Genomic DNA, 22,629 nt, shown 5'->3' with positions numbered 1-22,629 from the left:
GCGCGGACGGGGGGATTTTGAGGCGACAGAGGTGAGGACACGTCTCCTTCCCTAGTCTTGTGAGATCAGCCTACCCCTGATTCCCGATCATCGCCATGACCAGTGTGCAGCGTTTTCGTGACGTCCTGCCTCAGACCCGTCGCGCGTGGGTCGGGAACCCCGGCAGGGTCCAGCCCCAGCGCAAGGCGGCTGCGCGCAGCAGGAAGCCCGACAACGCCGCAACGATGGCGGCAGGCCAGACGCCGACGCCCGGCGCCCTTAGCACCATATAGACCGTCGCCGCCAGGATCGCGGCCGTGACGTTGATCTCTCGCCGCAGCAGGATCGACGGCTGACCCGCCAGGGTGTCGCGCACCACCCCGCCGAAACAGGCCGTCAGCGTGCCCATGACGATGCAGATCAATGCCGGCGCCCCGGCCGCCTCGGCCTTTGCCGCCCCCATCACGCCATAGGCCGCAAGACCCACGGCATCCAGCCACAGCAGGGCGCGAAACCGCCAGTCGCGCTGCCCCACCAGCCACAGGGCCGTCGAGGCGAAAAGGCAGACCGCCAGATAGCGCCAGTCCTGCACCCAGAAGACCGGCAGGCCGAGCAACAGGTCACGCAGCGTCCCGCCGCCCACGCCGGTGATGGCGCCGAAGAAGGCGAAGGTGACCACGTCGTGCTTCTCGCGCGCGGCGGCCAGGGCGCCGGTGGCGGCGAACACCGCCACGCCGGCGAAATCCAGCGCGGTCAACACGGTCTGCGGATTGCGCAGCGGTTCGGTCAGAGCAGGATCGAGCGGGGTCACGCCGGCGCATCCAGCGCGATCTCGCCGCGCTTCACGCCCGTATACCAGGCCCACAGAAGATGAGTGGCGACCGCACGATAGGGCCGCCAGATCTCGGCGCGGGCATAGGCGCCCTTCTGATCGGGCCGCACTTCTGCGCCGTCCGCCCAACGGATCGCCTCCTGCAAGGCCACGTCGCCGCCCGGGAAGACATCCAGCCGCCCCTCGCACATCATCAGATAGGCCTCGGCCGTCCACAGGCCGACGCCCTTCAGCGCCGTCAGGGAGGCGATCGCGGCCTCGTCATCCAGGTTGGCCAGATGCTCCAGATCGATCTCGCCCGCGATCTGCGCCCGCGCGATCCCCTGACAGTAGGTCGCCTTCTGCCGCGACAGACCCATGCCGCGCAGCTGATCCAGATCGTGCGCCAGCAACAGCTCGGGCGTGATGCCGCCCATGCCTTCGCGCAGCCGCGCCCAGACCGAAGCGGCCGAGGCCACCGACACCTGCTGCTCTACGATCATGCGGAACAAGCCTTCGAACCCGCCCACCCGCAGCCGCCATTTCAGCGGCGGCGTCTGCGCATCCACGCGCACGAGCGCCGGATCGGCGGCGACCAGCACCCGGCGCGCGGTAGCGATATCATCAGGCGTGGGTGCGAGCGGCATACGCCATGCTTACGGCCCGCCGCGCTTGTCGGAAAGAGCGGGGGCGCCGTTGAGGGCCGCAAACCGCTAAGGAGCGTCGTGATGTTCGCCACCCGCTTCGCCCCCTCGCCTACCGGCCGTCTGCACAAGGGCCACGCTTTTTCGGCCCTGACCGCCTGGACGGCGGCGAAGGCGGCGGGCGGGCGGTTCGTGTTGCGCATTGAGGATATCGATCCGACGCGATGCCGGCCGGAATATGAGGTGGGCATTCTGGAGGACTCAGCTTGGCTGGGTCTGGATTGGGAGACGCCGGTCCGGCGCCAGTCCGATCATCTGGCCGAGTATGCCGCCGCGATCGAGATTCTGCGGGCGCGAGGCCTGCTCTATCGGTGTTTTCGCACGCGCAAGGAGATCCTGAACGCCATCGGCGACGCGCCGCACGGGGCGATGGAAGCGGCGAGGCCTGGTCCGCATTCAGCCGACGAGGAGGCGCATCTGCTGGCCTCGGGCGCTCCGTTCGCATGGCGGCTGTCGCTGGATCGGGCGCGAGAGGCCTTGGGCGAGGCGACCTGGAACGGCCTGAGTTTCGTCGAGGATGGCCAGGGTCCGAACGGCGAAACCGGCGTCATCGCCGTCGATCCCGAGACGGCAGGCGATGTGGTCCTGGCGCGCAAGGATAAGGGCGTCGCCTATCATCTGGCCGTGACCCATGACGACGCCTTGCAGGGGATCACCCATGTGATCCGGGGCCAGGACCTGTTCGAAGCCACGCACGTGCAGCGGCTGATCCAGACCCTGATGGGCTGGCCGGCGCCGACCTATCGTCATCACACCTTGCTATTAGGGCCGGAAGGGCGGCGCTACGCCAAGCGCGATCGATCGATCACCCTGGCCGAGCTGAGGGCCGGCGGATGGACGGCCGAGGGCCTGCGCGCCGAGCTGGGCTTCAGCTCCGCCGGCTGAAGATGCGCGAGGCGCCATAGCCGGTCAGGGCGGCCAGCACGACGCACAGCACGCCGTACAGCCACGGCCGACGGTGCGCGAACTCATAGATGTCGCGCTCCAGCCCGACCTTCTCGACCGTCAGCGTCAGGTTCGACACCGACTGCGGCTCGCCGTCCTGAAACAGCCAGACTTCGGCGTAGTATTTGCCGGTGGGCGCGACGGTCGGCAGCTTGACCTCAGCGCGGAACAGACCCCGGTCAACGAACTCGACCCCTTCGGAATCGGTGTCGTAGAGGGCGGCGGCCTCCTTCAGCCGGATCACCGCGCGGCGCCAATCCAGATAGTCGTCGCCCAGACGGCTGACGACCACATCGCGCACGCCGTAGCGGGTGACGGTGCGGCTTTCCTCCGGTGCATCGATGCGCAGGTGATCGACGCCGACGCCCAGCCGGCGCAGCTGGCCGAAGTCCGCGATGTCGCTGAGCGGGCGCGTTGAGGCGGTCATGTAGAAGCCGGGCGCACCCTCGAACAGCACGGGCCGGCTGTTCAGCCAGACACCGGACGTGCGCGTCTTCTTGACCAGGCGGATCGGCGCGTCCGGCCCCCGCACCACGACCACGACGTCCGCAGGTTCGGGCGTCGGATTGAACACCGCGCCGTACAGGACGATGGACGCGCCCCGGAAACTGCTATCGACCCGGACCTGGGCGTCGGTCAGGGCGGCGGCGACGCGCAGGTCGCCGGTCGTCGCTTCGGACCGATCGAGCGGCGGGGCCGCGACGGGGGGCGGAGGAGGAGGAAGCGCCTGCATCAGTCGGCGATCCCCGGCGCGATCATGAAGATGTCGTTGGGCCGCACGAACAAATCCAGCCCCATCTGTATCCCGACCAGCAGAACGATCAGGCCCAGCGCCGCGCGCAACTCCTCGGCGCGGAACCGCCCGGCGAAGCGCGCGCCGATCTGGGCGCCCACCACGCCGCCCAGCAGCAGGATGGTGGACAGGACGATGTCGACCGTCTGGTTACGCCCGGCCTGAAGAATGGTGGTGATGGCGGTGGTGATGATGATCTGGAACAGGCTGGTGCCCACCACCGCGCCCGCCCGCATGCGCAGGATATAGAGCATGGCCGGCACCAGGATGAAGCCGCCGCCCACCCCCATGATGGCCGAGAGGACGCCTGCGAAGACGCCTAGGCCGAACGGCGGCAAGGCGCTGATATAGAGGCCCGACTTGGGGAATTTCATCTTCAGCGGCAGACCATACAGCCACATCGGCCGCCGACGCTGCTTGTGCGGCGCGGGCAGGCCCCGGCGGCGGCGCAGGATTTCGGTCAGGCTTTCGTTCAGCATCAGAATGCCGATCGCGCCCAGGAAGACGAGATAGGACAGGGCCACGACCAGATCGGCCTGGCCCAGCAGGCGCAGGTAGCGAAACAGCTCGACCCCCGCCAGGGCGCCGGCCGCGCCGCCGGCCGCCATCACCGATCCCATCTTGAAATCGACCGAACCCGCCCCGGCATAGCGGATGACGCCCGACGTCGAGGAGGCCACGACGTGGCTGGCCTGGCTGGCGACGGCGACGGTCGGGGGGATGCCCAGGAAGACCAGGATCGGCGCCATCAGGAAGCCGCCGCCGATGCCGAACAGGCCGGACACGAATCCAACCACCGCCCCCAGGATCACCAGGGTCGGCCAGTTCACCGAAACCTCGGCGATCGGCAGATAGATGTCCAAAGGACGCGCCTTCGGCTGGAGCGGACACAAGAATCGCCGTCAGGCGGGCGAGGTCGGGGACGACCGGGCGACCGATAGCCGCCCGGCGCCTAGGAATCTAGCCTGTCGCCTGGGTTTGGGCCTGCGACTGACTCTGCGACTGGGCCACAAAGGCGTCGGCGGCGGTGCGGGCCGCGCGCTGGGCCGTGGCGCTGGCCGTCGGGCGCAGGCGCGTCACGGCGGCCTGGGCCTCCGCATCCCCGCCGCGCGCGGCGATCATGTACCATTTCAGCGCTTCGGTCGGATTCTTGGCCACGCCGTCGGCGCCGGTCTCATAGATGCGCGCGACATTGTACTGGCTGTCCGGCAGACCGCGCTCGGCCGCGTTCAGCAGCCAGGTCAGGGCCTCGGCCTGATTGGTCGCGCCGCCGTCGCCTTCATAGAGCTGCATCCCGTACAGATGCATCCCGCGCGGATCGCCGCCCTCGGCCGCGCGACGCCCCCACTGACGGCTTTGGGCCGGATCGGCGGGCACGCCATTGGCGCCGTCCAGATACAGCTGACCCAGATAGGTCTGGGCGGGGGCGTAGCCCAGGTTGGCGGCGCGCTTCATGCCGTCCAGGCCAGAGTTGTCGCCGGCCTCCAGCTTGCCGATCGCCGCCTCATAGTCCGCCGCGCCGGGGCCGCCGATGTCGAAGGTCGCTTTCGGGCCGGTCGGCGTCACCGCCGACGCGGCCAGCGGCACGGCGCCGTTTGTCGTCGAGCCGCCGCCGAAGCTGGGCATCTCGAAGTCCGGCGCACCGCCGTCGGTCAGGGACAGATAGCCATAGACGCCCCCGGTCAGGGCGACCGCCGTAACCGAAGCCAGAAAGGCCTTCTTGACCGTCGATCCTTCCTTTGACGCCTGCCGGTCCAGCCGTTCCTGCAGCTTGGACTTGCCGCCGCGCTTCAGGCCGAAGCCCGACCGGGGCGCAGGTTCCGGCTCGGCCGGCGCGGTGATTGCGGCGCGGGCGGCGTCAATGGTGCTGCGGGTCGAGGCGGCGCGGCCGGCCGCAGCGGCGGCTTCCATGCTGGAGCGCAGCCGGCGCGGATCCACGAACTCGGTCTCGCCGCCGAAATCGTCGTCGTCCGCGTCCAGGACAGCGGCGTCACGCTTTTCGGCCGGTGCGGTCGAGAAGCCCGGCGACGTCGCTTCCAGCGCGTCCTCGACGTCGGCGCCGCCGAAACCGCTAAAGGGCTGAATGATGGGTTCGACGCCGTCGGGATCGACCTGGCGCATCGGCATTTCGTCGGCCAGCGCCTCGGCGGGCTCGGCCTCGGTCTGGACGACGGGCGCCGACGGGAAGGGCGCAGCGGTCGCGACTTCGGGCGTCACCGGATCGCTGGACCAGGCGTCCTGGTCGGTGAAGGTCTCATCGGGGAAGGCGGCGGCGCGCCAGTCGCCTTCGATGGATGCGGACTGGATCGGCGCCTGTATGGTCGCCGAGGCGGCGCGTTCCAGCACCTGTCGCGCCGGGGTCCACGCCGGCTCATTGTCCAGCGGCTTGTCGCGGATCGGCGTCGGCGCGCGGGCGTCGATGCTTTCGCGGGCCTCGGCCAGCAGACGGGCGGTGCGCTCCTCGCTGAGACGCATCCGCTCGGCCAGTTCGCCGGAGGCGCGGTCGTAGCGCTGCTCGATCTTGTCCGAGCTTTCCGACAGGCGTCGGCCGATGTCTTCCAGCGCCTGCTGCGAGCGGCGTTCGGACTGGGCGATGCGATCGCTCAGCTGGTCCGAGATGCGGGTGATCTCGCCGCCCAGCTTCTCCAGGGCGATGGCGTGGCGATCGTCGCTGGCGGTCAGACGTTGGTCGACGCGGTCGACGTGGCGGGCGAACTCCTGGTCCAGACGCGCGGCGCGGCGGGCGACCTCGGTTTCGATGGTCTGGCTGACGACGTCGGCGGCGGCGCGGGCGACGGCGTCGGTGCGACCGTCGTTGTCCGTCTCGACCTTCTTGACGCGCGCATTCAGGTTGCGGGCGATGCGCAGGACCTCGCGGCCCATGGCCTCAAGGCCGATGGCGCCCTTCTCTTCGGACGCCTTCAACTGATCGCCGACCGCCTGGACGGCGCGTTCGATACGGTCGATGCGCGCGCCGGTTTCGGCGGCGTCCAGACGCTGCATCATCTCGGCGCGATTGTTGTCGATCTGACGCGACAGGCTTTCGGCCAGTTTCTCGAAACGGGCCAGGTCTCGCGCGCCTTCCGGCTCGACGCGGCTTTCGGCCGTCCGCATCCGCTGGTCCAGCGCGGCGAACGAGCGTTCCAGCGTCTTCAGAGCTTCGGTCGTACGGTTCTGGGCCTCGTCCAGACGCGCGCTGACCTGGGCCAGCATTTCCGTGCCGACGCCGGGGCCGGCGGCCTTCTCGACCGCCTCCATCCGCTCGCGCAGATCGCTGACGCCCAGACGCTGGCGTTCCTCGATGTCGTACAGGCGCCCGGTCAGCGCGCCCAGGGAGGTCTCGATCTTGCCGAAGGCTTCCTGGGTCGACGGGCCGGTGTCGCGTTCGAAGGCGCGCAGGCGGCGATGCCCTTCGCGCAACTCCTCGGCGATGTCGTCGATGCGGCGTGCGGCGCCCTGGGCCTCGGCCTCCTGACCGTCCAGCCGGCGCATCAGGCCCGCAACGGCCTGATCCACGCCCTGAATGGCGACGGTCGAGCGGCGTTCGGCGGCTTCCAGCCGCGCGGCGATCACATCGATGGAGGCGCTGATCCGCTGCTGGCTGTCTTCGACCTCATAGGCGTCGTCCAGACGGCGGCTGCGGTTGCGGCGTTCGTAATCGGCGGCTTGGGAGCGACGCGGCAGGGTGGCGTAGCCCTCCTCCTCGTCTTCCATGATCATGGAGTTGAGCCATTCGCCCAGCGTCATGCCGGACCGGCGCGCCAAATCCTTGGCGACCTCGCGTGCTTTGGGATCGATTCCCTTAACGCTCCACGGCGCTGCAGCGCTCACTGATTCGTCTCCCAGCCCATGCGACGAAGGCTATACCGTCAATATCGAGGGTGTAAACTGATGGTTAACCGCAATATCTAGCAGCGATATCCCAATCCTGTGGACATCACGCCAGACAGCCGGATTTGTGAATCATCTCGGTTAACGCGGCATGAAGATTAACCTCCCGGCAAGGGTTCGCTTGTCAAGCGGCGCGGCTTTCGCCACCTGCGGCGCATGAGCTTGACCACCACCCTCGTCCTGCTGGGCGTCGCCCTCGCCGCCATGGTCTTTTGCGGATGGCGCGGCGCCCGGCCGCCGGATCCGTTCAAGGGGCCGCGCCTGATGCCGTGGCGGTTTCTGATGGTCGGCGCGGCGGCGATCGCCATGCTGCTGCTGATCCACCTGGCGACGCTGTTCGGCGCCGAGCGGGCGCCCTGGATACCCGGCGCCTAGAGACGGGAACCCGATCAAGGCCGGTCGGTTGAACCTTGCGAACCACTCAAGGAGAGACCGCGTGTCCGACAAACTGACCCCCGCCGAGGCCGAGAAGGAATTCTGGAAAAGCCTGAAGGAGTCCAACACCGGCATGCTGGGCATCGATCGCCCCGGCTATCACCACCAGCCCATGACCGGTTTCGGCGAGGACGAGACGGGGACCATCTGGTTCTTCACCCGCGACGACACCGACTTCGCCCGTGACGTCGCCGGCGGCGGTCAGAACGGCATGTTCTGCTACCAGGCCAAGGACGGCAAGGTTCAGGCCTGCATCCACGGCCGCCTGGCCATCGATCAGGACCGCAGCCGCATCGAGAAATACTGGAACCCCGTCGTCGCCGCCTGGTATCCGGACGGCAAGGACGATCCCCACCTGACCCTGATCCGCTTCGACGCCGACGACGGTCGCGTCTGGGTCTCCGACAAGGGCGCGCTGGGCTTCGGCTACGAAGTCCTCAAGGCCAACCTGACCAAGAGCGTCCCGGATGTCGGCGGCGTGTCGGACGTCAAACTCTAGGCTTCGACTCTTCAAAAACTAGAAGGGGCGGACCCGAGCGGGTCCGCCCTTTTTTTCGTTCAGCCGCCAAAGCACCAAGCCAGAACGGCCTTCTGGGCATGGATGCGGTTTTCGGCCTCGTCCCAGACCAGAGAGCGCGGCCCGTCGATGACGGCGTCGGTGACTTCCTCGCCACGGTGGGCGGGAAGGCAATGCAGGAAGACCGCTTCGGGATCGGCGAGATCCATCAGGGCTTCGTCGACGCCGTAATGTTCGAACGCCGCCAGGCGCGCCTCATAGTCCTGATCCCCCATGGAGACCCAAGTGTCGGTGACGACGACGTCGGCGCCCTTGACCGCCTCGCGCGGATCGCTGGTCAGGGTGACGGCGTCGCCGCCCTTGGCTAGGTCGCGAAGGTCCGGGTGGTATTCCGCCGGGCAGGCGACATTCAGATGAAAGCCGAACTTGGGCGCCGCGTGCATGAAGCTGTGGCAGACGTTGTTGCCGTCGCCGATCCAGGCGATCGTCTTGCCGGCGATCGGCCCACGATGCTCCTCGATCGTCTGCAGGTCGGCCAGGATCTGGCACGGATGAGAACGGTCGGTCAGGCCGTTGACCACCGGCACGGTCGAGACGCGGGCGAACCGCTCGACATCCTCGTGATCGTTGGCGCGGATCATCACCGCATCGACCATGCGCGACAGAACGCGGGCGGTGTCCTCCACCGGCTCGCCGCGCCCCAGCTGCATGTCCGAGGCCGTAGCGATGATGGACGAGCCGCCCAGCTGGCGGATCGCCGCGTCGAAGCTGAACCGCGTGCGGGTAGAGTTCTTCTCGAAGATCATCGCCAGAACGCGGTCCTTGCCCGGCGCATCGGCGTCGGCGCGCCCCTGGGGCCAGCCCTTGCGGGCGGCCTTGCGGGCATGGGCGTCGTCCAGGATGGCGCGCAGATCCGCCGCGTCCAGCCGGTGGATGTCGAGGAAGTGCCGGACCATCAGGCCGCCAGCTTTTCGCGGGCGACCTCGCAGGCCGCTTCGAAACGAGCCACGGCTTCGCGGGCCTCGTCCAGCGTCAGGTTCAACGGCGGCAGCAGGCGCACGCAGTTGTCGCCTCCGCCGGCGATCAGCAGTTGCTGCGTATCGCGCGCTAGGGCCATGAACTCGCGATTGTTCGGCACCATCTTGATGCCGATCAGAAGGCCCTTGCCGCGGACGTCGGCGATCACATCGGGGAAGCGTTCCTGAAGGCCGGCGAACTGCTGCTTCAGATAGCCGGCGACCTCGTTGACGTTGTTCAGCGTCTCGGGGCTGTTGATCAGGCTCAGCGCCTTCTGACCCACGGCCATGGCCAGAGGATTGCCGCCGAAGGTCGAGCCGTGAACGCCGACTGTCATCCCCTTGGCCGCCTTGGCCGAGGCCAGGCAGGCGCCGATGGGGAAGCCCCCGCCCAGGGCCTTGGCCACCGCCATGATGTCCGGCGCCATGCCCGCCCATTCGTGGGCCCACAGCTTGCCGGTCCGGCCCATACCGCACTGGACCTCGTCGAAGATGATCAGGACGCCGTGGTCGTCGCACAGTTCGCGCAGGCCCCGCAGGCACTGTTCGGGCATGGCGCGGCAGCCGCCCTCGCCCTGCACGGGCTCGACGATGATGGCGGCGGTCGTGGGGTTGGCGATGGCGGCCTTGATCGCCTCGTGGTCGCCCCACTTCAGCTGGTGGAAGCCCTGCATCGGCGGGCCGAAGCCCTCGGTATAGCTGGGGTTGGCGGCGGCGTTGATCGCGCCATAGGTCCGACCGTGGAACGAGCCGTCGAAGCCGTAGATGTCGATCCGCTCAGGCGCGCCATTGGCCGAGTGGTATTTGCGCGCCGTCTTCAGCGCGCATTCGACGGCTTCGGTGCCCGAGTTGGTGAAGAACACCACGTCGGCGAAGCTGGATTCGCACAGGGCGTCAGCCAGCGCTTCCTGACCCGGAATGCGGAAGATGTTGGAGACGTGCCACAGCTTCTCGGCCTGGTCCTTGACCGCTTGGACCAGTTCGGGGTGGGCGTGGCCCAGGCCGTTGGTCGAAATGCCGGCGACGCAGTCGAGATATTCGGTCCCGTCGGTCGCCCACAGACGCGCGCCTCGGCCGCGTTCCACTTCCAGCGGCGCGCGATTGTAGACACCCATCAGATGTTCAGTGGACACGGGACCAAGACCTCCAAAAGCGAGACGGCCCCGGCGCGAGCGCGACGGAGCCGGATCAATACGGTCAGGCGTTGTCGGACGCGCGAGGGTCTTAGTCAACACCGGCGCCAAGGACGCCCCGCGCTCGCACATCGGCGATCAAGACGCGCAACGCCTGCCGTTGATCCGTGTCCAGCACGCGCAAGGGCAGGATGAAGTTGGTGTTGGGCGAGGCTGCGAAGATCAGGCGATCCTTCTCCTCCACCACCGCGACCAGATTGCGCCAGCCGATGCGGGTGTCGAAAGCCGTCCCCGACAGCGCCAGACCGCTGTCATCGATGCGCCAGTCGGTTGGCCTCTGCGCGATCGGCGACCGGCGCGCCGCCGCCATGACCCTGTAATGCGCCAGGACCGACAGCCCGATAAAGCCGTACAGCCCGACCAACTGCAGGCCGACGATCCAGCCGGTCCGCTCCAGGGGCAGGCCGAGGCAGACAGCGATGGTCGCCAGCATGGCGCCGCCGAGAAACAGCACGGGCAGGTTCGCCCAGCGCCGGACAACGGGCCACGCCTTGACGGCCGCCCGGCCCTCCTTCAGCGTCGGCTGGACGCCGCGAACCTCGATGACCGTCGTCACTCGCCGCCGGGCGTCGTGGCCGGCGCAGCAGGCGCAGTCTCAGCGGCGACCGCTGCGTCCTTGGCCTGGATTTCGACCAGCTTCTTGTCCAGGGCCAGGCCCAGGTCGGCGATGAACAGGCCGAAACGGGCGACATCGACGCCCTTCAGATACGACAGCTTGTCGTCAGTCGTATGGATGCGCTGGAAGACGGGCGGGACGAAGCCCTCCTTCAGGCCGTTGTCCTTGCCGCCGTTGAAGGCCAGCCACATCTGGTGGGCGCCGACCGCATCCTGGGTGCCCATCGACACCACCGGCACGCCCGCAGCCGAGAAGGCGCGGTCGTCGCTGGGCGGATAGGTCGGATAGGGCATGCAGTCGAAGCCGCGTTCGGCGCACAGGCCGCGCAGCGTCTCCAATACGAAGGCCGACTGCGGCCCATTGTTCTCGCCATACATGACCGTCTGGCCATAGGCGGCGACATCGGCGTTGATAACAGCGGCGATCCGGTCCTTGCCGTGTTTTTCAAGGAAGGCCTTGGCGCCCAGAAGGCCCAGCTCTTCCTGGTCGGTGAAGACGAAGACGAAACGGTGGGCGACCGGCTGGCCTTCCAGCGCCATGTCCAGCGTCTTGGCAGCCTCCATCATCGCCATGACCGAGCCGACGTTGTCGACGATGCCCTGCGACAGGGTTCCGTCGCGCAGCTTCACCGCGTCATAGTGGGCGGTCAGGACGATGTCCTTGTCGCCCTCGCCCACCGTGACGACGACATTGGCGCCTTCCATCGGGCCGGTGGCCTGGTTGCCGCCTCGGAAGGTCTGGATTTCGGGCGTGAAGCCCAGCGTCGTGAGGAAACCGACCAGGACCTGGGTCCGCTCGGCGTTGGTGGGCTTGATGAACTGGGCGGCGCCGGCGGCGATGTCGGGGCGGTCGCCGACCTGGGGCGTCGCTTCCTGAGCGAAGGCGGGAACAGCGGCGAACAGGGCCGTGGCGACGACGAGCGAACGAAACAGCATGAAGCGGACCTCTCGGGGGAGCGATCCGCAACAGGTAGCGATCTAGCTCTTAAGACGCCAGCCCGAGCGGAACACCAGCCAGCAGACAACGCCCATGACGGCCATCAACACGGCCGACCCTATGACGCCGACTGTCAGATTGCTCTCGGCATGGCCGATGAAGCCGTAACGGAAGCCGTCGATCAGATAGAAGAAGGGGTTGTAGCGGCTCAGCGCCCGGAACGGCTCGGGCAGGTTCTCGACCAGATAGAAGGTCCCCGACAGGAAGGTCATCGGCATGACAATGAAGTTCTGGACCGCCGACAGGTGGTCGAACTTCTCGCTCCACAGCCCCGCCAGCACCCCGGTCATGCCCATGATGAAGCAGGCGGCCAGGGCGAACCAGACGATGGCGAAGATGTTGGCGATGCCCAGCGGCGCGAACGGCAGCACGCAGATCGCCGTCACCAGACCGACCGCCAGACCGCGCGTCGCGGCGCCCAGCGTAAAGCCCAGCGTCAGCTCAAGCGGGCTGAGCGGCGGGGTCAGGAAGTCGGTCGCGGTACCCATGATCTTGGCCTGGATCAGGCTGGACGAGGCGTTGGCGAAGGCATTGTTCAACATGGCCATCATGATCAGGCCGGGCGCGACGAACAGGGCGAACGGCGTGCCGTGCAGCGGCGGCCGCGCGTTCTGAAGCGCCACCACGAACACCAGCATATAAAGCAGCGTCGTGACCACCGGCGCCGCCACTGTCTGGGCGCCCACCTTCCAGAACCGCCGCACCTCGCGCAGATACAAGGTCTGCACCCCGATCCAGTTGATCCCCGGATAGCGACGCGGCTGCGGCAGGCCGGCAGGCCGGGTGGAGATCAGATCGGGCGTATCGGTCATGGCCCGCCAGATGCGCTCGACCGCCGCGCTTCGCAAGAGATCAGGCGAGATCGTCCCGAAAACGACGGCGCCGCCTTAACCTTAACGATGATTCAATATCTGGTTTCTGTGGACAGGATGATTCGCACATCTTGCGTCTCTTAACGGCTGGTTTACGATTAGTTGTAGGTCAAGACCCCGGAGGGGGAGCCTGGACCTAGATATTGAATCCAAACTCGCTGGAGGGTGGCATGACCGCAGGCTGGACCGACGACCGCGTAGGCGCGCTAAAGAAGCTCTGGCTTGAGGGCCAGTCCGCGAGCCAGATCGCCAAACAACTGGGCGGCGGGGTCACCCGCAACGCCGTGATCGGCAAGGTGCACCGTCTGGGCCTGTCGGGCCGGGCCGCCCCGTCGCAACCGGCGCGCACCGTCGCCGCGACCTTCCGCACCGCGCGTCCGCGTCCGGCGCCGGCCGCTCCGGCGCAGCAACCTTCGGCCCCGCGCCGTCTGGAAGCCGTCCAGCCCAAGCCGGTCGAACCCGCAGCCCCCGTCCCCGCCCCGATCCCGGACCTGCCGGGCACGGCGACCGTGATGACGCTGGGCGCCCACATGTGCAAATGGCCGATCGGCGACCCGTCGTCGCGCGAGTTCAGCTTTTGCGGCCGCCGCTCGTCGGAAGGCGTCTACTGCGTCGAACACGCCCGTGTCGCCTACCAGCCGCAAGTCCGTCGCGGCTCCAAGGAAAGCGGTTCCGACCTGGCCCGCAGCCTGCGGCGTTACATCTAAGGGCGCTACCGCGCTTCGCGCGACATGAGCGCGGCGTTTCGCGAAGGGCGCACGACTGCGCTCAAGTCGCGACGTAGCGCCAAAAGATGCTCCTTAGGGAGCCGACCTCCCCCTCGCCGGTTCGCGCAAGCGGCCGGCGAGACTTCAGGGGCGGGGCTGCGGTTCATCCGGGTTGACGCAGCCCCATCCGCCCTTCGATCAGTTCAGCACCCGCCGCGCATCGGGCGTATCCAGCGAAAACGCCGGAATCTGCGCCTCGAAACTGCGCCCATCCGCATCCGTCATATAATAGGCGCCCACCATCGAGCCGCTGTCGGTGCCCAGCGGACAGCCCGAGGCGTAGGCGTAGCTGCCGCCCGGCTCGATCACGGGCTGTTCGCCGACGACGCCGGGACCGCGCACCTCTTCGACATGGCCTTGGCCGTCGGTGATGGTCCAGCGACGCGCCATCAACTGGACCGTTGAACCCGTCAGGTTCACGATCTCGATCTGGTAGGCCCAGACCCAGCGGCCTTCGTCTGGATCGGACTGGCCCGCCAGATAGCTGGGGCGCACCCGGATCAGGATGCCGTTCGTCTCGGCGGTATAGGCAGGACCATCGTGCATGGGCTATATGCTCGCCCCGCCGCGCGCGGGCTGCAAGCGCGACTTGGAGACAAGTCGTGAAAACCGTGTGAGACAGACGCCATGAGCTCCTTCCAAGCGCCCCGTCCCGGCATCCTGCCCGCCCAGTCCATCGAGACATTGATCGCCACAGGCGCCGTCACGTCCGACACCCCCTTCGACCACGACCAGGTCCAGCCGGCCAGCCTGGACCTGCGGCTGTCGGATCAGGCCTGGCGCGTCCGCGCCTCCTTCCTGCCCGGCCGGCGCAAGGTCGAGGACCGCATCGCCGACGTGGCCATGCACGCCATCGAGATCACCGAGGCGGGCGTCGTGCTGGAAAAGGGCTGCGTCTATATCGTGCGCCTTCAGGAGCGGCTGAAACTGCCCCAGGGCCTTATCGCCCGCGCCAATCCGAAAAGCTCGACCGGCCGCGTCGATGTCTTCGTGCGTCTGCTGACCGATCAGGGCGCCAGCTTCGATGACGTCGCCGAAGGTTATGACGGCCCGCTCTATATGGAGGTCGCGCCCCAGACCTTCTCCATCCTGGTCCGTCCCGGCACGCGCCTGAACCAGTTGCGGCTCAAGGCCGGCGATCCGCCCAAACTGGAGACCCGCTCGGTCGGCGTCGATCTGCAGGGCGGCGACATCGTCGGCTTCCGCGGGCGTCGCCATGCGGGCGTGGTCGATCTGGACCACATCGACGGCCACGACCCGCGCGACTTCTGGGAGCCGTTGAGCCTGCGCCGTGGCGAACTGCTGCTGGATCCGGGCGAGTTCTACATCCTGGCCTCGTCCGACGACGTCGAAATCCCGGTTGACCAGGCCGCCGAAATGACCCCCATCGATCCGTCGGTCGGCGAGTTCCGCGTCCACTACGCCGGCTTCTTCGACCCCGGCTTCGGCACCGACGAGGCGCATGGCGCGGGCTCGAAAGGCGTCTTGGAAGTCCGCACCCACGACACGCCGTTCCTGCTGGAACACGGCCAGATCGTCGCCCGCCTGGTCTATGAACCCCTGACCGAACGCCCCAGCCGTCTGTATGGCGAAAGCGGCAGCCACTATCAGAACCAGGGCCTGAAGCTGTCGAAGCATTTCAAGGCGTGGTGACTGGCGTGAGCCGTGAAAAGTGAATCGTGATTGGCGAACTCACGATCCACCAATCACGAGTCACGTCAGTTTGTCCGCCTTCCTCAGCCCCGGGAACATCGTCGCCCAGGCCCCGGTCGCGGCCAGGGCGCCGAACCCGCCGAACACCGCCGCGCCGACCGCGCCCAGCAGCCGGACCATGACGCCGGAATAGGCCTCGCCCAGTTCGTTCGAGGCGCCGATGAACAGCATGGACACCGACGACACCCGCCCGCGCATGTGATCGGGCGTGGCCAGCTGGATCAGGGTCTGGCGCACATTGACGCTGATCATGTCCGCCGCCCCGCCGATAAACAAGGCGAGTCCCGACAGCCAGACGATGCGCGACAGGCCGAAGGTGATGGTGCACAGGCCGAACACCGCCACCGCCGCGAACATCCAGCGCCCGCCGTTCTGGCGGATCGGATAGCGGCTCAGATAGATGGCCATGACCATGGCCCCCACGCCGAACGACGCCCGCAACAGGCCGAACCCTTGCGGTCCGACATGCAGGATGTCGCGCGCGAAGATCGGCGTCAGCAGGGCCACGCCCGCCAGCAGCACCACCACCAGATCCAGTGAAATGGCGCCCAGCACGATCTTGGTCTTCCACACATAGGCCAGCCCCTCTTTCACCGAGTCGACCGGCGACAGCGGATTGGTCTGGGGCGCAGGTCTCCCGCTGGTGCGGATCAGGATGAAGGCCGCGACGGCCAGAAGGAACATCCCCAGCGCTGCCGCATAGGCCAAGGGCACGTTCACCCCCACGATCACCCCGCCCAGGGCCGGGCCGGCGATGGCGCCGGTCTGAAACGCGATGGACTGGGCCGCGATGGCCGGCGGCAGGGCCTTTCGACCCACCACCATCGGCAGAAACGCCTGGCTGGCCGGCGCCAGAAACGCCCGCGCCGCGCCGAACAGGGCCGCGACCGCCAACAGACCCCACAGCGGCGGATTCCCATGCAGGGCCATGGCCAGGAACGATCCCGCGCAGGCCGCCTCGACCAGGATCGAGATCCACACCGTGCGCTTTCTGTCGCGCCGATCCGCCATCGCCCCGGCGGGAAGGGTGAAGGCCAGCAGCGGCAGGAACTGACACAGCCCCACCAGCCCCAGATACAGGCTGGCCTCCTCGATCGGATGATCGCGCCGCGCGATCTCATAGACCTGCCACAACAGGGCCGACGACTGGATCTGGATCGCCAGCACCGCCACCACGCGGCCGAACCACAACAGGCGGAAGTCGCGAATGCCCCACGGGCTGGACGGGCCTTCTGGCGGAGACGGCGGAACGGGCGGGGCGGCGGGGCCGGTGTCAATGGATTCTGTGGTCAAGGTCTCGGCTTCAGCAGGGGCGCACCGTCTTCTCGCAGACGCGGATTATCCCTAAAGCATAGCCACATGAGCCGCGCATCAACTCCCGTTATCGATCCTGTCGAACTGACCCGCGACCTGATCCGCATTCCCTCCGTCACCCCCGCCGACGAAGGGGCGATGGATGTGCTGGAGCGCCATCTGACGGCGCTGGGCTTCACCTGCCGCCGCCTGGCCTTCGAGGGACCGGGGGGCGAGGGCGTCCATGCGCGGATCGAGAACCTGTACGCCCGGCGCGGGACCGCTTCGCCCAACCTGTGTTTTGCCGGACATACGGATGTGGTTCCGACCGGCCCGTCGGATCAGTGGTCGTCGCAACCCTTCAACGCCGAGGTCAAGGACGGCGTCCTGTACGGTCGCGGCGCGGTGGACATGAAGGGCGGGATCGCCGCCTGGGTCGCCGCCGTGTCCCAGGTGATCGCAGACGGCGAACCCGCCGGCTCCCTCTCCTTTCTGATCACCGGCGACGAGGAAGGCCCGGCGCTTCACGGCACCAAGCGCGTGGTCGAGGCCCTGGCCGCCGAGGGCGAGGTCATCGACGCCTGCGTCGTCGGCGAACCTTCGTCGTCGCAACAGCTGGGCGACATGATCAAGGTCGGCCGGCGCGGCTCGTTGAACACCTGGATCACCGTCCAAGGCAAACAGGGCCACGTCGCCTATCCCGAGCGCGCCGCCAACCCGGCCCCGGTGATCGCACGCCTGATGGCCCGCCTGAACGACCACGTTCTGGATGAAGGCTACGAGAACTTTCCCCCGTCGAACCTCGAAATCACCACCATCGACATCGGCAATCCGGCCACCAACATCATCCCGGCCCAGGCGACGGCGCGGCTGAACATCCGCTTCAACCCCAGCCACACCGGCGACGCCCTGATCGACTGGCTGAACCGCGAGGCCGGGGCCATGCAGGCCGAGACAGGACTTCAGATCACCCTGGAGCACCTGTGCTCGGGCGAGGCCTTCCTGACCGAGCCGGGCGCCTTCGTAGAGGCGGTTCAGGACGCGGTCGAGGCCGTGGCGGGACGTCGCCCCGAGGCCTCGACCACCGGCGGCACCTCCGACGCCCGCTTCATCCGCGCCCTGTGCCCGGTCCTGGAACTGGGCTTGGTCGGCCAGACCATGCACCAGATCGACGAACGTGTGCCGACGGCGGAGTTGGAGACGCTGACGGCGGTCTATCAGCGGGTGATCCAGACGGTGTTCGAACGCTTGTAAGCGCGGCCGTGGCTATTCAAACTAAAACACTCGGCCGACCTCAGACCGGACCTGCCAATAAGTCTGACAAGGGTGGATAGCGGACATAGCCGACACCCGCGCACGTCTGTTACGCATGCGCTCATGGATGGGCATCGCTTGGAAAAACGAACACGGCTTGCGGTCCTGACCGTTACAGCGGTCGCTTTACTGGGCATTGGCAACAGCGCCTATCGGGCGTCAAATCTCTGCCTAGCGGACCGCTCCTGGAAATCGCGCGACTACTACAAGTTGGTCGCCTTGAAACAGATCGCCGCTACCGACTTCCCGCGCCCAACTAGTGCCGTCATCCGAGCAGCGCGCGGGAAAAGCGACGCTGAGATTCTTGCTCTAATAGCGGCTGATCCGGCAGCCGTAGTGTTGGGTAAAGTAGGATTCTCGGAGTATATGGGTCGAACCTTCGAAGACTGGCTGTCCGGGGCCAAGTCGAAAGTTGTCTCCGTCAGGCGGGACGAGGCACTGCAAGGGAACAGTGGTTACATTTACGTCCAGTCAGATAATTGCGGCCGCCCCTCGCCGATCATTGTGGATTAGACAGAGAGCGAGGGTGCGCGATGGGTCGGCCTGCGACATTGCCCACGCTGCACTCGCCCCGCCCTAACTCCGCTCCAGAAACCGCAGCGCCGTCAGGACGTGCGTCTTGACGCCCAGCGGCAAGACCTTCTCGTTCGGTGAAAATTCCGGCGAATGGTTGGGGGCGGAGGTCGCGGGGTCCACGCCGTCGGGACTGGCGCCCAGGTGGTAGAAGACGCCGGGGACGGCCTGCTGGAAATAGCTGAAGTCCTCGGCCACCGTGGTCGGGGGCGTGGCGGGGTTGACGTTCCCCTCGCCCGCCGCCTCGGTCAGGACCGGGGCCAGCCAAGCGGACAGGCCGGGGTCGTTGAACACCAGGGCCGCGTTCTGTTTGACGCCGAACTCGGCGGTGGCGCCGTAGGCCTCGGCGACGTGGTCGATGGCGGTTTCGGCGCGGGCGACCAGAGCGTCGCGCTGGGCCGTATCGAAGGTGCGCAGCGTACCCGACAGCGTCGCGCTGTCGGGGATGATGTTGTAGCGGACGCCGGCGTTGATCGTGGCGATGGTGAAGACGGTCGGGGTCGTGGTCGGATCGACCGTGCGCGCCGTCAGGGTGTTGACCGTCTCGACCACCTGGCCCGCCACCGCGATCACATCGACCCCGCGCCAGGGCCAGGCGCCGTGCGTCTGCTTGCCCTTCAGGCGGATATCCACGCGGTCCGAGGCCGCCATGAACCCCTCGGGCCGATAGAAGACGCTGCCCGGACGGCCCGGCACGACGTGCAGGCCGAAGATGGCCTGGGGCTTGGGATCGTTCAGCGCCCCTTCGGCGATCATCAGGGCCGCCCCGCCCTTGGGCTCTCCCGGAGGCGCGCCCTCCTCGGCCGGCTGGAAGACGAAGACCACCGTGCCGGCGATCCGGTCCTTCATCCCCGCCAGCACCTCGGCTGCGCCCATCAGCATGGCCATATGCATGTCGTGGCCGCAGGCGTGGGCCACCGGCACCGTATTGCCCATGTACGTCCCGGTCGCGCTCGAGGCGAAGTCGAGGCCCGTCGCCTCCTGCACCGGCAGGGCGTCCATGTCGGCGCGCAGAGCCACCGTCCGGCCCGGCCGTGCGCCGCGCAGCACGCCGATCACCCCCGTCTTGCCGACCCCGGTGCGCACCTCCAGCCCCAGCGATCGCAGATGGTCGGCGATCACGCCGGCCGAGCGAGTCTCGGCGAAGCCCAGTTCGGGATGCTGGTGGAAGTCGCGCCGCCACGCGACGACCTCTGGCATGACGCGCTGCACGGCGGCGTCCACGCTGGCCGTATCGACCTGAGCCTGAGCGGTCCCGGTCGCCAGCAGCAGCGACAAGGGAAAGGCGGCGAGCAATCGGCGCATGTGAAGGTCCCGTGAAATTTTCAGCCCGACGACAGGTGACGGCGCCGCACCCGCTTGCGCAAGCCGTCGCGAACGCCGATTTCTGTCCGCATGGGTGAGAAGGCCTTCAAGAGCGCAAAGACCGAATGGCGCGACGTCGTTCTGGTCTGTCGCAAATGTTCGAAGAAGCTGGACGGCGGCTTCGGCCCCGGCGGCGATCTGACGCTGAAGAAGGCGCTGCGCAAATATCTGCACCTGAAGAAGGGCAAACAGGGTCGCAAGGGCGAGCTGACGGTCGTCGGCGCCGACTGTTTCGACATCTGTCCCAAGGGCGCCGTCGTCGCCGTCAACACGGCCCAGCCCAAGAAGCTGCTGATCATTCCCGCCGGCGCCGATCTGTTCGAGGTCAAGACGCGGCTGGGGCTGGATGACGGACGACGGTTGAAGCGGATCGACGCCGCCGACTGAGGCTCGGCGCCTTTCTTCCGGCGGCCAGCCGTGTCAGAGCGAAACCATGGATGACACTCGCATCGAAAAACGCGTCGGCGTTCAGGCGACCTCGGACCGTATCTGGGATCTGGTCGCGGACCTGTCCGGCTGGGGCGCCTGGAACCCGATCGACAGGGACGTCTCGGGCGCCATCGCCTACGGCGGTCGGCTGACCATGACCGAGGCGTGGCCCGACATGGCCGAACGCCAGTCGTCCGCCCAAGTAGTGGAATGGCAGCCGCGCGCGCGGCTGGTCTGGGCCGAACGGCGCGGCTTCCTGTTCCAGAGCCTGCGCTACATCCAGATCGCGGAGTTGGCCCCCGGCAACTGCATCGTCGCCATCGGCATCCGCTTTTCAGGCATCCGCGGCGAGCTGTTCCACGACAAGCACCGCCCGGCGATGAAGAAGGCGCTGGAAAGCGCCGCCGAGGGTCTGAAGGCGGCGGCGGAGCGCGCCTAACGCCCGTCCTTCATCATGTCGATGACGTTCAGGATCGCCGGCCCTAGGATGACGATGAACAGGACCGGCAGGAAGAACAGGATCATCGGCACGGTCAGTTTGGCCGGCAGGGCCGAGGCCTTCTTCTCTGCGGCGGACAAGCGCAGGTCACGATTTTCCTTCGCCATTACGCGGAGAGCCGTCGCCAGCGGCGTGCCATAGGTTTCGGCTTGGGTCATGGCCGTCGCCACGGACTTCACGCCCGGATGGTTGGTGCGCTTGCCCAAGTTTTCATAGGCCATGCGACGGTCGGGCAGATAGGAAAGCTCGGCCGACAGCAGCGACAGCTCCTCGGCCAGATCGATCGACGACGGCCCCATCTCCTGGCTGACCTTGGTGATCGCCGCCTCAATGGACATGCCCGCCTCGACGCAGATCAGCAGCAGGTCCAGCGCATCGGGAAACGCCTGCATGATCGACGTGCGGCGCTTGGTGATGCGGTTTTTCAGATAGAGGTTCGGCGCATAGAAGCCCGCCACAGCAGCCGCCATGGTCGCCGTCACCTTGTTCATCGTGGGCCAGTCCACGATCTTCATCACAAACAGATAGAAGGCCGCCACGATCATGAAGACGAAGGGGGAGGCGAAACGGAAGAAGTAGAAGGTCGTCAGCGGACGCGGTCCGCGATAGCCGGCCTGGGCCATTTGTCCTGCGACCTTCGGATCCTCCAGCAGCTTCGTCAGGTTCAACCGGTCGACGATCCGCTTCTTGAAGCCATCATCGGTGTGGCGCAGCGCGCCTTGGCCGGCGGCGATGTTCGCGCGTGAGCGGCGTTTCAGGTCATCGCGCCGTTCGGCGACCGCCTTCATGCGTTTGTCCAGTTCGACCCCGCCTGACATCGAGTTCAGCAAGGTGATGACAGTGGCGAACACCAGCACACCCACGCCTATGCTGAGCAGATTCTGTGGATCGGTGACGAAGCGGACGAAGGTTTCCATGCTCTCGCCTCAGAACTTGAACGAGATCATGCGCTTCATCACGAAGACGCCGGTGGCCATCAGCAGGGCCGCCATCAACAGCATGAAGTTGCCGCGGAAATCGGTGAACAGCGGCATCATGTACGAGGGGGTCGTGAACATAACCATCGTCATGACTGCAGGCGGCAGGGAGGCGATGATGCCGGCCGAAGCCAGGGCTTCGGACGACAGCGCCTTGATCTTTTCGCCCATCATCCGACGAGCGCGCAGCACGGCCGAAAGATTACCCAGCGCCTCTGCCAGATTGCCGCCGGTCTTCTGCTGGATGGCGATGACGATGGTGAAAAAGCGCAGTTCCGACGTCGGCATCCGGCCGTACATCTTCTCCAGCGCCTGCTCCAGGGTCAGGCCGACGCCTAGGCCCTCGACCAGCTTCTGGAACTCGGGCCCCAGCGGCGCGGGGCTCTCGCGGGCGATGATCTTGAAACATTCGTGGACCGGCAGGCCCGACTTGATGCCGCGAACAATCACATCGACGGCGTTGGGGAACTCCAGCGAGAACTTCTTCATCCGCGCCTTGCCCAGGAAACCCACGACCCAGCGTGGCAGTCCGAGACCGAAGATCAGCGCGATGCCCAACACCACTAGGATCGGCAGACCAAACACCAGAGCGCCCAGCCCGGTCACCAGCCCGACCACGGCCGAGATGATGTAGAAGGTCCGCACGCTCAGGCTTAAACCTGCCTGTTTCAAGCGCGACGCCAAAGTGGTGCGCGCCTTGCGCTCGCGGCGGTCGGCGTCCTGCAACTGAAGCAGGATCTGCTTGCGACGCGCCTCTGGCGTATTGGCGGCGGCGGCCTTGCGGGCGATCGCGGCGCTCTTCTTGGGTTCGCCCAGACTTTGGGCGCGTTTGACGGCCTGGGCCGAGGAATCGTCTCCACCGACGAAGACCCAGCCCAGTCCGCCGATGGTGATGAAAGCCAGAACGGCGGCGAGAATCGGAAGCATCGTC

23 protein-coding genes are annotated in these 22,629 nt (G+C 67.1%); 8 read left to right on the top strand and 15 right to left on the bottom strand.

Features of this window, described 5'->3' with window-relative positions; genetic code table 11:
• Positions 1-130: 130 nt before the first annotated feature.
• Both PFY01_RS03915 and PFY01_RS03910 read right to left on the bottom strand, forming a co-directional pair.
• Positions 131-790: a trimeric intracellular cation channel family protein gene (locus PFY01_RS03915; RefSeq protein WP_066552818.1), complete on the bottom strand. Its 660-nt coding sequence runs from the start codon at positions 788-790 to the stop codon at positions 131-133.
• Complete coding sequence (locus PFY01_RS03910) at positions 787-1,437, bottom strand: DNA-3-methyladenine glycosylase family protein (RefSeq protein WP_271042503.1); 651 nt, start codon at positions 1,435-1,437, stop codon at positions 787-789. Before PFY01_RS03910 ends, PFY01_RS03915 begins: the two co-directional genes overlap by 4 nt.
• A gap of 78 nt (positions 1,438-1,515) precedes the next feature.
• Here PFY01_RS03910 and gluQRS point away from each other — a divergent pair, with 78 nt between their 5' ends.
• The gene (gluQRS, locus tag PFY01_RS03905) at positions 1,516-2,379 is read left to right on the top strand and encodes a tRNA glutamyl-Q(34) synthetase GluQRS (protein ID WP_271042502.1); all 864 of its coding nucleotides are present in this window, start codon (positions 1,516-1,518) and stop codon (positions 2,377-2,379) included.
• On the opposite strand, the gene PFY01_RS03900 is transcribed toward gluQRS, so the two are convergent.
• The 3 genes from PFY01_RS03900 to PFY01_RS03890 all read right to left on the bottom strand — a co-directional run bounded on the left by PFY01_RS03900 (position 2,363) and on the right by PFY01_RS03890 (position 7,063).
• Entirely contained in the window at positions 2,363-3,172 is an 810-nt protein-coding gene (locus PFY01_RS03900; RefSeq protein ID WP_091750657.1) for a TIGR02186 family protein, read from the bottom strand. The genes gluQRS and PFY01_RS03900 overlap by 17 nt on opposite strands.
• Positions 3,172-4,095 carry a sulfite exporter TauE/SafE family protein gene (locus tag PFY01_RS03895; RefSeq protein ID WP_017506607.1) on the bottom strand — a complete coding sequence of 308 codons (924 nt, stop codon included), beginning with the start codon at positions 4,093-4,095 and terminating at the stop codon, positions 3,172-3,174. Before PFY01_RS03895 ends, PFY01_RS03900 begins: the two co-directional genes overlap by 1 nt.
• A gap of 97 nt (positions 4,096-4,192) precedes the next feature.
• Positions 4,193-7,063 carry a hypothetical protein gene (locus PFY01_RS03890; protein ID WP_271042501.1) on the bottom strand — a complete coding sequence of 957 codons (2,871 nt, stop codon included), beginning with the start codon at positions 7,061-7,063 and terminating at the stop codon, positions 4,193-4,195.
• Between the two features lie 216 nt (positions 7,064-7,279).
• On the opposite strand from PFY01_RS03890, the gene PFY01_RS03885 reads away from it, so the two are divergent.
• Positions 7,280-7,498, top strand: coding sequence for a hypothetical protein (locus tag PFY01_RS03885; protein WP_271042500.1), 219 nt, complete (start codon positions 7,280-7,282; stop codon positions 7,496-7,498).
• Positions 7,499-7,559: 61 nt separating this feature from the next.
• On the top strand, positions 7,560-8,057 hold the full coding sequence (locus tag PFY01_RS03880; RefSeq protein WP_055807696.1) for a pyridoxamine 5'-phosphate oxidase family protein: 498 nt from the start codon (positions 7,560-7,562) through the stop codon (positions 8,055-8,057).
• A 59-nt stretch (positions 8,058-8,116) separates the two neighbouring features.
• On the opposite strand, the gene argF is transcribed toward PFY01_RS03880, so the two are convergent.
• From argF to PFY01_RS03855, 5 genes are all read right to left on the bottom strand, one after another.
• Positions 8,117-9,031 carry an ornithine carbamoyltransferase gene (argF, locus tag PFY01_RS03875; RefSeq protein ID WP_017506612.1) on the bottom strand — a complete coding sequence of 305 codons (915 nt, stop codon included), beginning with the start codon at positions 9,029-9,031 and terminating at the stop codon, positions 8,117-8,119.
• Positions 9,031-10,206 carry an aspartate aminotransferase family protein gene (locus PFY01_RS03870; protein WP_205683069.1) on the bottom strand — a complete coding sequence of 392 codons (1,176 nt, stop codon included), beginning with the start codon at positions 10,204-10,206 and terminating at the stop codon, positions 9,031-9,033. The genes argF and PFY01_RS03870 overlap by 1 nt, the downstream gene beginning before the upstream one ends.
• Positions 10,207-10,315: 109 nt before the next feature.
• Positions 10,316-10,840: a YcxB family protein gene (locus PFY01_RS03865; protein WP_271042498.1), complete on the bottom strand. Its 525-nt coding sequence runs from the start codon at positions 10,838-10,840 to the stop codon at positions 10,316-10,318.
• Complete coding sequence (locus PFY01_RS03860) at positions 10,837-11,835, bottom strand: M28 family metallopeptidase (protein ID WP_271042497.1); 999 nt, start codon at positions 11,833-11,835, stop codon at positions 10,837-10,839. The genes PFY01_RS03865 and PFY01_RS03860 overlap by 4 nt, the downstream gene beginning before the upstream one ends.
• 42 nt (positions 11,836-11,877) lie before the next feature.
• Positions 11,878-12,708 (bottom strand): ABC transporter permease, encoded by an 831-nt coding sequence (locus PFY01_RS03855; RefSeq protein ID WP_045810698.1) that lies wholly within the window; start codon positions 12,706-12,708, stop codon positions 11,878-11,880.
• Positions 12,709-12,938: 230 nt separating this feature from the next.
• On the opposite strand from PFY01_RS03855, the gene PFY01_RS03850 reads away from it, so the two are divergent.
• On the top strand, positions 12,939-13,475 hold the full coding sequence (locus PFY01_RS03850; RefSeq protein ID WP_017506617.1) for a GcrA family cell cycle regulator: 537 nt from the start codon (positions 12,939-12,941) through the stop codon (positions 13,473-13,475).
• Positions 13,476-13,673: 198 nt separating this feature from the next.
• Here the strand turns inward: PFY01_RS03850 and apaG are convergent, their stop codons facing one another.
• A complete protein-coding gene (apaG, locus tag PFY01_RS03845) occupies positions 13,674-14,081 on the bottom strand; it encodes a Co2+/Mg2+ efflux protein ApaG (RefSeq protein ID WP_271042496.1) in 408 nt (135 codons plus the stop codon).
• Between the two features lie 81 nt (positions 14,082-14,162).
• Between apaG and PFY01_RS03840 the strand changes: the two genes are divergently transcribed.
• Positions 14,163-15,188 carry a 2'-deoxycytidine 5'-triphosphate deaminase gene (locus PFY01_RS03840; protein WP_091750682.1) on the top strand — a complete coding sequence of 342 codons (1,026 nt, stop codon included), beginning with the start codon at positions 14,163-14,165 and terminating at the stop codon, positions 15,186-15,188.
• Between the two features lie 60 nt (positions 15,189-15,248).
• Here PFY01_RS03840 and PFY01_RS03835 read toward each other — a convergent pair whose 3' ends face one another.
• Positions 15,249-16,541, bottom strand: coding sequence for an MFS transporter (locus tag PFY01_RS03835; protein ID WP_271042495.1), 1,293 nt, complete (start codon positions 16,539-16,541; stop codon positions 15,249-15,251).
• Positions 16,542-16,607: 66 nt separating this feature from the next.
• Between PFY01_RS03835 and dapE the strand changes: the two genes are divergently transcribed.
• Positions 16,608-17,795, top strand: coding sequence for a succinyl-diaminopimelate desuccinylase (gene dapE, locus PFY01_RS03830; protein WP_271042494.1), 1,188 nt, complete (start codon positions 16,608-16,610; stop codon positions 17,793-17,795).
• A gap of 636 nt (positions 17,796-18,431) precedes the next feature.
• Here dapE and PFY01_RS03825 read toward each other — a convergent pair.
• On the bottom strand, positions 18,432-19,733 hold the full coding sequence (locus PFY01_RS03825) for an amidohydrolase (RefSeq protein ID WP_271042493.1): 1,302 nt from the start codon (positions 19,731-19,733) through the stop codon (positions 18,432-18,434).
• A 90-nt stretch (positions 19,734-19,823) separates the two neighbouring features.
• Here PFY01_RS03825 and PFY01_RS03820 point away from each other — a divergent pair, with 90 nt between their 5' ends.
• Both PFY01_RS03820 and PFY01_RS03815 read left to right on the top strand, forming a co-directional pair.
• Positions 19,824-20,180, top strand: coding sequence for a hypothetical protein (locus PFY01_RS03820; RefSeq protein ID WP_161640005.1), 357 nt, complete (start codon positions 19,824-19,826; stop codon positions 20,178-20,180).
• Positions 20,181-20,226: 46 nt separating this feature from the next.
• Positions 20,227-20,661: an SRPBCC domain-containing protein gene (locus PFY01_RS03815; protein ID WP_271042492.1), complete on the top strand. Its 435-nt coding sequence runs from the start codon at positions 20,227-20,229 to the stop codon at positions 20,659-20,661.
• Here PFY01_RS03815 and PFY01_RS03810 read toward each other — a convergent pair.
• Both PFY01_RS03810 and PFY01_RS03805 read right to left on the bottom strand, forming a co-directional pair.
• Complete coding sequence (locus tag PFY01_RS03810) at positions 20,658-21,638, bottom strand: type II secretion system F family protein (protein WP_271042491.1); 981 nt, start codon at positions 21,636-21,638, stop codon at positions 20,658-20,660. The genes PFY01_RS03815 and PFY01_RS03810 overlap by 4 nt on opposite strands.
• A 9-nt stretch (positions 21,639-21,647) precedes the next feature.
• Complete coding sequence (locus PFY01_RS03805; RefSeq protein ID WP_271042490.1) at positions 21,648-22,625, bottom strand: type II secretion system F family protein; 978 nt, start codon at positions 22,623-22,625, stop codon at positions 21,648-21,650.
• Positions 22,626-22,629 lie beyond the last annotated feature (4 nt).

Source organism: Brevundimonas vesicularis (assembly GCF_027886425.1).
GTDB lineage: Bacteria > Pseudomonadota > Alphaproteobacteria > Caulobacterales > Caulobacteraceae > Brevundimonas > Brevundimonas vesicularis_C.
This window is presented reverse-complemented; position numbering and strand designations above follow the sequence as displayed.